Below are 12,773 nucleotides of genomic sequence, written 5' to 3'. Positions count from 1 at the left end.
GCCGTGTCAGCGCCGCGCCCTGTGCAGCCGGTCGCCGCCCGCCAGGATCGCCGCCGCCAGCGCGTCGGCGGCGCTCTGCGCGCCCGCCCGGCGTTCGCCGTGCAGCAGCACGAAGTCGACCGGGCCGAGCTCCGGCAGGCCCGCCCGTTCGGGTACGGGGACCAGGCCCGGCGGGATCAGGCCACGTGAGTGGGCCATCACGCCGAGGCCCGCGCGGGCCGCCGCCACCAGGCCGTTGAGGCTGCCGCTCGTGCAGGCCACGCGCCACGCACGGCCGCGCCGCTCCAGCGCCTCGAAGGCGAGGGCGCGGGTGATGCCGGGCGGCGGGTAGACGATCAGCGGGACCGGGCGCTCGGGGTCCAGGCGCAGCCGCTCGGAGCCGATCCAGACCAGGTCGTCCTGCCACACCAGCTCCCCGCGCGAGTCCTCGGGGCGCCGCTTGGCGAGCACCAGGTCGAGCTTGCCCGCGTCCAGCCGCTCGTGGAGCGTGCCGGAGAGCTCGACGGTCAGCTCCAGATCGACGTCGGGATGGTCGTGCCGGAAGGTCTCCAGGATGTCGGTGAGCCGTGTCAGGACGAAGTCCTCCGAGGCCCCGAACCGCAGCCGCCCGCCGAGCCGCGTCCTGGCGAAGAACGCCGCCGCCTGCTCGTGCGCCGCGAGAATCCGGCGGGCGAAGCCGAGCATCGCCTCGCCGTCCTCGGTCAGCTCCACGGAGTGCGTGTCCCGCGTGAACAACTGCCGGCCCGTGGCGTCCTCCAGGCGGCGCACATGCTGGCTCACGGTGGACTGCCGCAGCCCCAGGCGCCGGGCGGCCTGCGTGAAGCTCAGCGTCTGGGCGACCGCGAGAAACGTACGGAGCTGCGAGGGGTCGTACACACCGACAACCCTAGCGCCGTCCATCACGAACCGTGATGGCAGTCAGAGCGGTATACGGGATTCCCGATGTGCCTGGTCAGGTGGATCATGTACAGGGCACGTACCGCCCAGGGGAGCATTGAGACAACCGTGAAACGCCTGAAGTGGCCGTCCTGGATGCCGGTCGACCCCTACATCGCGGCGCTGCTCGCGACCGTGGGGCTCGCCGCCCTCCTGCCCGCGCGCGGCATGGGCGCCGACATCGCGTCCGGGGCGTCCACCACGGCCGTCTCGTTCCTGTTCTTCCTCTACGGCGCGCGGCTCTCCACCCGCGAGGCGCTCGACGGGCTCAAGCACTGGCGGCTGCACCTCACGGTCCTCGCCTGCACGTTCGCCGTCTTCCCGCTGCTCGGCCTCGCGGGCAGGGGGCTCGTGCCGTGGGTCCTCACCCCCGCCCTCTACAGCGGCTTCCTCTTCCTCACCCTGGTGCCCTCGACGATCCAGTCGTCCATCGCCTTCACCTCGCTGGCCCGCGGCAACGTCCCCGCGGCGATCTGCGCGGGCTCCTTCTCCTCGCTGGCCGGCATCGTGCTGACCCCGCTGCTCGCGGCGGCGCTGCTCGGCGACAGCGGCGGCGGCTTCTCGGCGGACTCGGTCGTGAAGATCGTGCTGCAACTGCTCGTGCCGTTCGTCGCGGGACAACTGCTGCGCCGCTGGATCGGCGGCTTCCTCACCCGGCACAAGAAGGCCCTCGGATACGTCGACCGCGGGTCCATCCTGCTCGTCGTCTACAGCGCGTTCAGCGAAGGAATGGTGCAGGGCATCTGGCACCAGGTGACCCCGTGGCGGCTGCTCGCGCTGCTCGGTGCCGAAGCGGTGCTGCTCGCCGCGATGCTGGCGCTGACCTGGTACGGGGCCAAGCGGCTCGGCTTCGGCCGGGGCGACCGCATCGCCATCCAGTTCGCCGGTTCGAAGAAGTCCCTCGCGGCCGGGCTGCCCATGGCGACCGTGCTGTTCGGCGCCGACGCCTCCCTCGCCGTGCTGCCGCTGATGCTCTTCCACCAGATGCAGCTCATGGTCTGCGCGGTCATCGCCAAGCGCCGCTCGCGCGACACGCCGGAGCCGGAGCCGGACCCCGGCCGCGAGCCCGGCCGCAAGCCCGTCAGCGGCGCTCGGTCAGCCGAAGCGTCACGAACCGCGGCCGGTACAGCGACACGTTCCGGTTGATGTTCGCCTGGGCGCTCGCGGGCACCGGGTCGAGCCAGTTGACGTCGTAGCTCAGCACCACCCGCCCGTCCCCACCGAGCGCCGGATGGGCCTGCGGGTTGTAGGCGGCCGTGTCCTTCTCGGCCGCGCCGTCCTTCGGCAGGGGCGCCTCGAAGCCCTTGGCGGGGCCGTGCCAGGGCCCGGTGGGGGAGCAGGCCCAGTACGACGTGACGGTGGTCAGTCCCTCCGTACCGGCGGCCATCGTGAACAGCACATACGTACCCTTCTCGCGCACCACGGTGAAGGCGCTGCCCACCCCCTTGTCCCCGCCGTTGCCGAGAACCGGCCGTGAGGCGCCCGCACGCCCCCACTCCTCGCCGTCCCAGTACTCCCACGCCGAGGCGTCGGCGAGCCTGCCGTGCGGGACGCGCGCCAGGTGGGCGTGGGAGGTGGGGCGCGAGGCCGCCTGCGCGTCCGTGCCGCCGAAGACGTACGTCCAGCCGTCGTCGTCGACGGTGGTGGTGCCGTACAGGACCCGCTTCTCCGGGTCCGCCACCCCCTGCTGGTCGGAGACCTTCACGATGGACTCCACGCGCAGGCCGGGCAGGGAGAGCGTGGCGACCTCGGTGGCCATCGGCACGCCGTAGATCCAAGGGCCCTGGCTCGCCATCCGGCTCCACAGCAGGACGCGCACGACCTTCTCCTCGGAGTCCGGTGACCGCGGCTCGACACGTGCCGCCACCGGCCAGCGCCACTGCTGGGGGGCCGGGTCGGGGAAGAGCGGGGCGGCGAGGGTGCGCCGCAGGGTGCCGGAACGGTTCATGACCACGGCCGAGTTGCGGACCATGGGGGCGCTGGTGTCCCGCCAGGTGTGGGGCTGGCCCGCCGGATTGGGCGGGGCGTGCACCTGGCCGAGGAAGGTGTCGGAGAACAGCCACAGGACGCGCCCGTCGGGGAGCCGCACCGAGTGGGTGCCGTCGCCGCCGGTCCAGTCGTCGGTGCGCGTCCTGTCGTCGCCGTAGCGCGCGAACTCCCCGGTGACCTCGTCGTCGGCCGACCAGGCGCCGACGGTACGGGGCCGGCACGCCGCGGCGCCCTCCCGGTCGTCTTCCGGCAGGGCGATGAGCAGGACGGCCGCGCAGGCCAGGACGAGCAGCAGGACCAGCCAGATCCTGCCGCCCGTCCGGCCGCGACGTATCTGGACGGACACTCCCGGGACGTTAGTTGCTGCCGTGCACGCGGTCCATGGGGAGTCTGACGACGGTGTCCCGTGTCACAGAGGCGCTGCCCTTCCCCAGGGCTGCCACTTCGGAGTCGCTCAAAGCCCGGCCGTACAGCCGGACTTCGTCGATGGCGCCGGTGAAGTGGGCGCGGCTGTCGAGCCGCTGGCCGATGTGGATGCCGAAGGGCGAGGTACGGCTGACGGAGCCGGGGACATCGGCGACGGTGCTGGGAGCCCCGTCGACGAACAGCGTCAGGCGCCCGTCACCCGCGTTCCTCTCCCTGCGCAGCACGAGGTGATGCCACTGGCCGTCGTTGTACGCGTTCGTCGTGCGCACCGAGGCGGACTTCGGCGGGGTGGCGCCCTCCCGCGTGGTCATCAGGCCGGTGATCCGGTTGCTCGCGGGTTCGCCGCGCAGCCACACCTGCGGCTGGTTGTTCCCTATGCCGCCCATCCACAGCAGCGGCTGCTCACCACTGGCCGCGGAGTAGCGGAACCACAGGGAGGCGGTGAAGTCACCCGATCCGCGCGGCAGCCGGGTGCGGAAGGGCAGCCGTACCGCGTCGTCCGTGCCGTCGAGGGCGAGCGCGCCGCCGAACCGTCCCTCGGTCTCACGGGCGCCGCCCAGCACGGCCGCGGAACGGGCGCCCGGCGCGCGGTCGGACGTGGTGGGGTCGGGTCCCCGGCGCGGCTTCAGCCAGTCCTCGGTGAAGCGTGCGAAGCGGATCTCGTCGCGCGCGTCGACCGCGCCGCCCTCGTACATCAGGCCGACGTGTCCGCGGTCGGCGAGCACCATGTCGGAGTAGCCCGACCAGTCGGTGGTCACCGTCGTGCCCCGGTCGACGCTGTCCCAGGTGTGACCGCCGTCGTAGGAGGAGCGGATCTGCATGGTGCGGCGGCGGTCGGGGTCGCCCGGGCAGGCGAGCAGCATCCGTCCGCCGAAGCGCAGCACGGACCCCTGCACCTGAGGCGTGTAGAGGTCGGGAATGGCCCGGAAGGGCGCGGCGAAGGAGTCCCCGCCGTCGCGGCTCACCGCGTGGCTGCGGTGCCCCAGGTCGGTGCCGTCCTGCTCGCGCCCGCTGACGTAGAGGGACCCGTCGGGCCGCTCGGTGAGCGTCATCTCCGAGGGCTTCTGACGGAACGTGCCGTCGGCGGCGACCGGATACGAGTCCTTGGCGCCGATCTTCCAGTGGTCGCCGCCGTCGTCGCTGACGATCAGCGCGGCGTGGTTGGCGGAGATGCGGCCGCCGTCGTACGACTCCGCGTTGACGGCGAAGGCCAGCCGTCCCGCGTGCCGGCCGCGGGTGAGCTGGATGCCGTGGACGGGGCCTGTCGCGTACCAGGAGTTCCACTCCTTCGGCAGGATCTCGTCGCTCAGGTCACGCGGACGGGACCAGGTGCGGCCGTCGTCGTCGCTGTACTGGAGGTGAGGTGTCCGGTCGCACGGTATGTCGCAGTTCCCGGCGTCCGTGCGGCCGGTGTTGTACGTCTCGGCGAGGAGGATGCGGCCGCTCTCGCGGTCCACGACCGGCGCGGGGTTGCCGTGCGTGTCGCCCGCGCCCTCGTTGATCACCTGGAGCGGCCCCCAGGTGCGGCCGCCGTCGTGCGACCGCTTGAGGACGAGGTCTATGTCGCCCGCGTCCCCGCAGTTGTTCACCCGCCCCTCGGCGAAGGCGAGCAGGGTGCCCTTGACCGTCCGCACGACGGCGGGAATGCGGAAGCAGGCGTAGCCGGGGTCCTGGGATGCCTTGAACAGCACCTGCTGCTCGAAGGCGGGCGCCCGCTCGGCGGCCTGCGTGGCGGGTGCCGGGAGCAGGGCGCCGACCGCGACGGCGGTCAGGGCGGCGGTGGCGGCGCGGAACGGTCTGAGACGTAAACGGAGACGTGATGACATGGTGCGGCCCGCCTTTCGTGGCGACGGCGACTCATGGCGATGACGGTGCTTCAAGGCTTCGGGGCTTCGGGACTCCGGGGTCCTTGATGGGACAGGACATCCTGACATCCCACGTCCTATGTTCGCGTCACCGACGCTACTGGGGTCCCCGTGCGCCCCACAAGAAGCGCGCGTCAGCGGAATCGGCGCAACCCGTTCAGCCGAGGCCGTGCGCAGGTGGGCCCGGGTCAGCCCTGGGCGGCCGCGGCCCCCAGGGCGACGCGGTGCTCGCCCGCGTACACGTTCATGGAGGAGCCCCGGAGGAAACCGACCAGGGTGAGGCCGCTCTCGGCGGCCAGGTCGACGGCGAGCGACGACGGCGCGGAGACCGCGGCGAGGACCGGGATGCCCGCCATCACCGCCTTCTGGGCGAGTTCGAAGGAGGCGCGCCCGGAGACGAGGAGGACGGAGCGCGACAGCGGGAGCCGCCCGTCCTGGAGCGCCCGCCCGACGAGCTTGTCGACGGCGTTGTGCCGCCCCACGTCCTCCCGGATGTCGAGCAGTTCGCCCCCCTCGGAGAAGAGCGCCGCCGCGTGCAGGCCCCCCGTCCGCTCGAAGACCCGCTGGGACTCGCGCAGCCGGTCGGGCAGGCCCGCGAGCACGTCGACACCGAGCAGGACCGGCGGAGTGTCGGCGATCGGGAAGCGGGCCGTGGTGCGTACCGCGTCCAGGCTCGCCTTGCCGCACAGGCCGCAGGAGGAGGTCGTGTATACGTTGCGTTCGAGCGTGATGTCGGGAAGCACGACATCCGGGGCGGTCCGCACGTCCACGACGTTGTACGTGTTGACGCCGTCGGCGGTCGCCCCGGCGCAGTAGACGATCGACTGGAGCTCGTCTGCCGCGCCGAGCACGCCCTCACTGACCAGGAACCCGGCGGCGAGCGCGAAGTCGTCGCCCGGCGTGCGCATGGTGATGGCGAGCGGCTTGCCGTTCAGCCGGATCTCCAGGGGCTCCTCGGCGACGAGGGTGTCGGGCCGCTCGGAGACGTGCCCCTCGCGGATCCGGATGACCTTGCGGCGCTCGGTGACTCGTCCCATGGCTTGATCAGTCCCGGTTCTGTACGTGCTGGTGGCCGAACGGCCCTTGATGCAGAGGTTGCCGTGGGCCACCGGGTTGTCGTGCGGCGGGGTGACCTTCACGGTCTCATTGTCCTGCACCCGAACGCGCCGCTCCGCACCGGCCGTCACTCCCCGTGCGGAGTCGCACACGCGCGCACCCGCCTCATCGGAGGGTGAACAGCTCATGAGAAGCATCCAAAGCAGACGCGGCTTTCCTGTCGCTTTACCTGCACCGTTACTCGTCAGTCGCTGGCCAGACTGGAAGGTCCCGCATCTCCGGCAACAAGGGGGACCCGTCCATGCACGGCTCACGCATCGCCGCCGTCGGCCACTATCAGCCCGCCAGAGTCCTCACCAACGAGGAACTGGCAGGTCTGGTCGACACCAGCGACGAGTGGATCCGCTCCCGGGTGGGCATCCGCACCCGTCACATCGCGGGCCCCGAGGAGCCGGTCGACGAGCTGGCGGCACACGCCGGCGGCAAGGCCCTGGCCGCCGCGGGACTGACCGCCGACGCGATCGACCTGGTGCTCGTCGCCACCTCCACGGCGATCGACCGCTCGCCCAACATGGCCGCCCGGGTCTCCGCCCGCCTCGGCATCCCGTCGCCCTGCGCCATGGACGTCAACGTCGTGTGCGCCGGCTTCACCCATGCCCTCGCCACCGCCGACCACACCGTACGGGCGGGTGCCGCGACCCGCGCCCTGGTCATCGGCGCGGACAAGATGTCCGAGGTCACGGACTGGACGGACCGCACGACCTGCGTGCTGACCGGGGACGGCGCGGGCGCCGTCGTCGTCGAGGCGTGCCGGCCCGATGAGGAGCCCGGCATCGGCCCCGTCCTGTGGGGTTCGGTGCCCGAGATGGGCAACGCCGTACGCATCGAGGGCACCCCGCCCCGCTTCGCCCAGGAGGGGCAGAGCGTCTACCGCTGGGCGACCACCCGGCTGCCGCCGCTCGCCCGCGAGGCCTGCGAGCGCGCCGGGCTCACCCCCGCCGACCTGGCCGGAGTCGTCCTGCACCAGGCCAACCTGCGGATCATCCAGCCGCTCGCCGAGCGCATCGGCGCGACGCACGCCGTCGTCGCGCGCGATGTCATCGAGTCCGGCAACACCTCGGCGGCGAGCATCCCGATGGCCCTGTCGAAGCTGGTCGAGCGGGGGGAGCTGCGCTCCGGCGACCCCGTCCTGCTCTTCGGCTTCGGCGGGAACCTCTCGTACGCGGGACAGGTCGTGCGCTGCCCGTAGACCGCGGACCGGCGTGGAAGACGACACCGACCAGGTCCTCGCCGTGACAGACGTACCACGAGCGGCAGACGCTCCTACTTGCTCCTGGCGGCGAGGACCGCCTGCGTCTGCGTGGTCTGCCCGGCGAGGCGCCCCTGATCGTCGTACACCTCCGTCTGTACGACGATGAAGGAGCCGCCGATGTGCAGCGGCCGGGCCACCGCGCGGGCCGTCCCGGAGCGCACGGCGCGCAGGAAGTTCGTCTTGGACTCGATCGTCGAGGTGATCGCGCCGTCGGGCAGGTTGAGGTAGGCGCAGACCGCGCCGACCGTGTCCGTCAGCGACATCACCGCGCCGCCGTGCAGCACACCACCCGCCGTGCACAGCTCCGCGGACCACGGCAGGGTGCCCTCCACCCGCTCGGGCCCCGCCTCGTCGAAGGTGATGCCGAGGTGCCCGGCGAAGGGGACGGCGGAAAGCAGTTGGGCACGGAGGTCGTTCTGCGGCAGGGTGTCCGACATGGGGTGACCTTCCACTTGGGGGCGTGGCGGAGCACCATCGTGCGGCACCGTCCCCGGAGGCGTCGATTACCCCAGAGGTAAGCCGTCGCGAGATCCGGAGACAGACATGACCGCCGACCACCTTGTACGTGCCGCGCGGCAGGGAGACCTGCCGGTGGCCGTGGACACCCTGGCCAAGGCCTTCGCCGACTACTCCTTCACGCGGCACGTGGTCGCGGCCGACGGTCACCAGGAGCGGGTGCGCCGCTTGCAGGAGCTGTTCCTGACCCGGATCGGCATGGAGTACGGGCGGGTCTGGGTGGCGGACGCGGGCCGGGCCGTCGCCGTGTGGACCACCCCGGAGCGCGATCCCGCCCCCGGCTTCGCCGAGATAGGACCGCGGATCAGTGAACTCGCCGGGGACCGCGCGGCCTTCTTCGAGTCGGCCGAGCTCGTGCTTGAGCCCTTCCGTCCGACGCGCCCCGCGTGGTTTCTCGCCACGGTCGGGGTCAACCCCTGGGCGCAGGGGCAGGGGCTCGGCGCCGCGGTGATCAGGCCCGGCCTCGAAGCCGCCGACCGGGCGGGCCACCCGGCCTTCCTGGAGACGTCCACCGAGCGCAACGTGCGGTTCTACGAGCGGCTCGGCTTCGCCGTCACCGCGGACGTGACGCTGCCGGACGGCGGCCCGAGGACCTGGTGCATGCAGAGGGAGCCGGTCGGCTGATCCCCCCTCGGTAACGGAGGCCCACGACTCCTTTGTCCTGTGACTGGAGAAAGTCGTGGCTAATTCGCGCGCAAGTTCTTCCCACTCCCGGCAGGCACTGCTACGTTCCCCTCGAAAGCCTGAAGGAAGCCCGTGGACGGCGGATCGCATACCGACCGCCGGAGGGCAACGGCATGGGAAGCCCGAAGAGGCGGGGAGGGGCGCGTGAGACGTATGACGGCTCGACCCGCCAACGGTCACCAGGCGCGACTGCTCAGACTTCTGCGCGACGGGGGTCCCAACTCCCGTGCGCAACTGGGTGATCAGGTCGACCTCTCGCGGTCCAAACTGGCCGTCGAGGTCGACCGGCTCCTGGAGACCGGCCTCGTGGTGGCCGACGGGCTCGCCGCCTCGCGTGGCGGCCGCCGCTCCCACAACATCCGCCTGGCCCCGGCCCTCCGCTTCCTCGGCGTGGACATCGGCGCGACCTCGGTCGACGTCGCGGTCACCAACGCGGAGCTGGAGGTCCTCGGCCACATCAACCAGCCCATGGACGTGCGCGAGGGCCCGGTCGCGGTCTTCGAGCAGGTCCTCGCCATGGCGGCCAAGCTGAAGGCCTCCGGGCTCGCGGAAGGGTTCGACGGCGCCGGGATCGGCGTCCCCGGACCCGTCCGCTTCCCCGAAGGCGTGCCGGTCGCGCCGCCGATCATGCCGGGCTGGGACGGCTTTCCCGTACGGGAGGCCCTCAGCCAGGACCTCGGCTGCCCCGTCATGGTCGACAACGACGTGAACCTCATGGCGATGGGGGAGCAGCACGCGGGCGTGGCCCGTTCCGTGGGCGACTTCCTCTGCGTCAAGATCGGCACCGGCATCGGCTGCGGCATCGTCGTCGGCGGTGAGGTCTACCGCGGTACGACGGGCAGCGCCGGCGACATCGGCCACATCCAGGCCGAGCCGGACGGACGCCCCTGCGCCTGCGGCAACCGGGGCTGCCTGGAGGCCTACTTCAGCGGCGCGGCGCTCGCCCGCGACGCCGAGGAGGCGGCCAGGGAGGGGCGTTCCGCGGAGCTCGCCACGCGGCTCGACGAGACCGGGCGGCTCAGCGCCGTCGACGTCGCGGCGGCCGCCGCCGCGGGTGACCCCACCGCCCTCGACCTCATCCGCGAGGGCGGCAACCGCACGGGCCAGGTCATCGCGGGCCTGGTCAGCTTCTTCAACCCCGGCCTCGTGGTGATCGGCGGCGGTGTGACCGGACTCGGCCACACGCTGCTCGCCGCGATCCGCACCCAGGTCTACCGCCAGTCGCTGCCCCTGGCGACCGGCAACCTCCCGATCGTCCTCGGTGAGCTCGGACCCACCGCCGGAGTCATCGGCGGCGCCCGGCTCATCAGCGACCACCTGTTCTCACCGGCCTGACCGGTACGCACCTCACGTACGGCACGCAAGAACACGTCACCCAGCACAGCGCATCGCCTCGCCCTGCCCTGAATCCGTCCTGCCCTGCTGCGGCCGCCGCCGATGGGAACCGTCATGGCACCAGAACCACCGCTGCTCACCATGTCCGGCATCACCAAGTCGTTCCCCGGCGTCCGCGCGCTCGACGGCGTCGACCTCCAGGTGCAGGCCGGGGAAGTGCACTGCCTCCTGGGCCAGAACGGCGCCGGGAAGTCCACGCTCATCAAGGTCCTCGCCGGCGCCCACCAGCCCGACGACGGCGAGATCACCTGGCGCGGCGAACGCGCCACGCTCAAGTCGCCGATCGCCGCCATGCGCCTGGGCATCGCCACCATCTACCAGGAACTCGACCTGGTGGAGCACCTGTCCGTGGCCGAGAACGTCCACCTCGGGCACGAGCCCACCACCGCGGGCTTCGTCGTCCGCGGACGCGAGGCCAAGGCGACAACGGCCGCCCTGCTCAAGCGACTCGGGCACGGCGAGATCGAACCCGGGCGGCTCGTCGGAGAGCTCTCCGCCGCCCAGCAGCAGATCGTCTCGATGGCCCGCGCGCTCTCCCACGAGGTGCGCCTCATCGTCATGGACGAGCCGTCCGCCGCCCTCGACCCGGACGAGGTCGACAATCTCTTCCGCATTGTCGGCGATCTCACCGCTGACGGCGTCGCCGTCGTCTACATCTCGCACCGCCTGGAGGAGATCCGCCGCATCGGCGACCGCGTCACCGTCCTCAAGGACGGGCGCGCCGTAGCGGGCGGCCTGCCCGCGAAGGAGACACCCACCAGGGACCTTGTGGCGCTGATGACGGGCCGCAACCTCGAATACGTCTTCCCTGACCGCCCGACCCAACCGCCCACCGCCGAACCGGTGCTGACGGTACGGGGACTCACCCGCCGCGGCGAGTTCGAACCGCTCGACCTCGATCTGCGCCCCGGCGAGATCGTCGGCCTCGCCGGACTCGTCGGCTCCGGACGCTCCGAGATCCTGGAGACGATCTACGGAGCCCGCAAGGCGAGCGCAGGGCAGGTGAGCGTGGGCGGTGAAACGCTGCGCCCCGGCAGCGTCCGCGCCGCCGTCCGCGCGGGCCTCGGCCTCGCGCCCGAGGAGCGCAAGGCGCAGGCCCTGCTCATGCTGGAGTCCGTCACGCGCAACGTATCGGTCTCCTCCATGTCCCGCTTCGCGCGCGCCGGCTGGGTCGACCGGGGCGCGGAGCTGCGCGCCGCGCGCGCCGCCACCCGCGAGCTGTCGCTCCGCCCCGACCAGCCCCACGTCCCCGTGCGCACCCTCTCCGGCGGCAACCAGCAGAAGGCGGTACTCGCCCGCTGGCTGCTCCGCGGCTGCCGCGTCCTGCTGCTCGACGAACCCACCCGCGGCGTCGACGTCGGCGCCCGCGCCGAGCTGTACGCGGTGATCCGCCGGCTCGCCGACGACGGCCTCGCCGTACTCCTCGTCTCCAGCGAGGTGCCCGAGGTGCTCGGCCTCGCCGACCGTGTCCTCGTCCTGCGCGAAGGCCGCGTCGTGCACCGCGCACCCGCCCGTGACCTCGATGAACACCGTGTACTCGACCTCGTCCTCGAAGGGAGCCCGGCGTCATGACCCAGCCCGCCCCGGCGGCCGAGGCCGCCGACCGCAAGACCGCCCCGGCCGACGGCGGAAGCCCCTGGCGCGCCACGCTGGCCCGTGCCGACGTGCGCACGCTGTCGCTGATCGGCGTGCTCGCCGTACTGATCCTGATCGGCGGTGTCACCCAGCCCGACTCGTTCCTCGACACCGACAACCTCCAGCTGATCCTCACCCAGGCGTCCGTCATCGGCATCGTCACCGTCGGCATGACCTTCGTGATCATCTCCGGCGGCATCGACCTGTCCGTCGGCGCGATCGTCGCCCTGGCCTCCGTGTGGGCCACCACCGTCGCCACCCAGGAGTACGGCTTCGCCGGCATCCTCTTCACCGCCGTCGTCGTCGGCATGGGGTGCGGCCTGGTCAACGGTCTGCTCATCGCGTACGGCGGGATCGTGCCGTTCATCGCCACCCTCGCCATGCTGGCGTCGGGCCGCGGTCTCGCCCTGCAGATCACCGACGGCAAGACGCAGATGGTCACCGTCGACGGGGTGCTCGAACTCGGCGAGCGCGAGTCCTACATCCTCGGCATACCGCCGCTCGTCATGGTCTTCGCCGCCGTCACCGTCGTCGGCTGGCTGCTGCTCAACCGCACCACCTTCGGGCGGCGTTCCGTCGCGGTCGGCGGCAACGCGGAGGCGGCGCGCCTGGCCGGCATCGACGTGCGCAGGCAGCGGCTCTACCTGTATCTGCTCTCCGGGCTCTGCTGCGGCATCGCGGCGTTCCTGCTGATCATCCTCGCCGGTTCGGGACAGAACACCAACGGCAACCTCTACGAACTCGACGCCATCGCCGCCGCGATCATCGGCGGGACCCTGCTCAGCGGCGGCCGGGGCACCATCGTCGGCTCCGTCCTCGGCGTACTGATCTTCACCACGATCACCAACATCTTCGCGCTCAACAACCTGGAGACCGCGACCCAGCAGATCGCCAAGGGCGCGATCATCGTCGCCGCGGTGCTCGTCCAACGACGTACGGCCAACCATCACTGAGCTGAG

The 12,773-nt window shown here is 71.9% G+C and carries 11 protein-coding genes; 6 read left to right on the top strand and 5 right to left on the bottom strand.

Translation table 11 applies throughout. From position 1 onward, the window contains the following. Nucleotides 1–6: 6 nt before the first annotated feature. Nucleotides 7–876 carry a LysR substrate-binding domain-containing protein gene (locus ACZ6JY_RS34700; protein ID WP_469202483.1) on the bottom strand — a complete coding sequence of 290 codons (870 nt, stop codon included), beginning with the start codon at nt 874–876 and terminating at the stop codon, nt 7–9. Nucleotides 877–1,005: 129 nt separating this feature from the next. Here ACZ6JY_RS34700 and ACZ6JY_RS34695 point away from each other — a divergent pair, with 129 nt between their 5' ends. Continuing rightward, nucleotides 1,006–2,082 (top strand): bile acid:sodium symporter family protein, encoded by a 1,077-nt coding sequence (locus ACZ6JY_RS34695; RefSeq protein ID WP_469202481.1) that lies wholly within the window; start codon nt 1,006–1,008, stop codon nt 2,080–2,082. Here ACZ6JY_RS34695 and ACZ6JY_RS34690 read toward each other — a convergent pair. From ACZ6JY_RS34690 to fdhD, 3 genes are all read right to left on the bottom strand, one after another. Then, the gene (locus tag ACZ6JY_RS34690; protein ID WP_469202479.1) at nt 2,018–3,271 is read right to left on the bottom strand and encodes a DUF4185 domain-containing protein; all 1,254 of its coding nucleotides are present in this window, start codon (nt 3,269–3,271) and stop codon (nt 2,018–2,020) included. The two genes, ACZ6JY_RS34695 and ACZ6JY_RS34690, sit on opposite strands and share 65 nt — an antisense overlap. A gap of 10 nt (nt 3,272–3,281) precedes the next feature. Next, complete coding sequence (locus ACZ6JY_RS34685) at nt 3,282–5,177, bottom strand: exo-alpha-sialidase (RefSeq protein ID WP_469202477.1); 1,896 nt, start codon at nt 5,175–5,177, stop codon at nt 3,282–3,284. Between the two features lie 227 nt (nt 5,178–5,404). Then, nucleotides 5,405–6,460 carry a formate dehydrogenase accessory sulfurtransferase FdhD gene (gene fdhD / locus ACZ6JY_RS34680; RefSeq protein WP_469202475.1) on the bottom strand — a complete coding sequence of 352 codons (1,056 nt, stop codon included), beginning with the start codon at nt 6,458–6,460 and terminating at the stop codon, nt 5,405–5,407. Between the two features lie 113 nt (nt 6,461–6,573). On the opposite strand from fdhD, the gene ACZ6JY_RS34675 reads away from it, so the two are divergent. Continuing rightward, nucleotides 6,574–7,521, top strand: coding sequence for a beta-ketoacyl-ACP synthase III (locus tag ACZ6JY_RS34675; protein WP_469202473.1), 948 nt, complete (start codon nt 6,574–6,576; stop codon nt 7,519–7,521). A 74-nt stretch (nt 7,522–7,595) separates the two neighbouring features. Here the strand turns inward: ACZ6JY_RS34675 and ACZ6JY_RS34670 are convergent, their stop codons facing one another. Next, a complete protein-coding gene (locus tag ACZ6JY_RS34670) occupies nt 7,596–8,021 on the bottom strand; it encodes a PaaI family thioesterase (protein ID WP_469202471.1) in 426 nt (141 codons plus the stop codon). A 106-nt stretch (nt 8,022–8,127) separates the two neighbouring features. On the opposite strand from ACZ6JY_RS34670, the gene ACZ6JY_RS34665 reads away from it, so the two are divergent. The 4 genes from ACZ6JY_RS34665 (at nt 8,128) to ACZ6JY_RS34650 (ending at nt 12,767) form a co-directional block, all read left to right on the top strand. Beyond that, nucleotides 8,128–8,724 carry a GNAT family N-acetyltransferase gene (locus ACZ6JY_RS34665; RefSeq protein WP_469202469.1) on the top strand — a complete coding sequence of 199 codons (597 nt, stop codon included), beginning with the start codon at nt 8,128–8,130 and terminating at the stop codon, nt 8,722–8,724. Nucleotides 8,725–8,937: 213 nt separating this feature from the next. Further along, nucleotides 8,938–10,119, top strand: a complete 1,182-nt coding sequence (locus ACZ6JY_RS34660; protein ID WP_469202467.1) for an ROK family transcriptional regulator — start codon at nt 8,938–8,940, stop codon at nt 10,117–10,119. A 114-nt stretch (nt 10,120–10,233) separates the two neighbouring features. Continuing rightward, nucleotides 10,234–11,751 carry a sugar ABC transporter ATP-binding protein gene (locus tag ACZ6JY_RS34655; protein ID WP_469202465.1) on the top strand — a complete coding sequence of 506 codons (1,518 nt, stop codon included), beginning with the start codon at nt 10,234–10,236 and terminating at the stop codon, nt 11,749–11,751. Next, nucleotides 11,748–12,767, top strand: coding sequence for an ABC transporter permease (locus ACZ6JY_RS34650; RefSeq protein ID WP_469202463.1), 1,020 nt, complete (start codon nt 11,748–11,750; stop codon nt 12,765–12,767). The genes ACZ6JY_RS34655 and ACZ6JY_RS34650 overlap by 4 nt, the downstream gene beginning before the upstream one ends. Nucleotides 12,768–12,773: the final 6 nt, after the last annotated feature.

This window comes from Streptomyces sp. NPDC046335, assembly GCF_055587985.1.
This window is presented reverse-complemented; position numbering and strand designations above follow the sequence as displayed.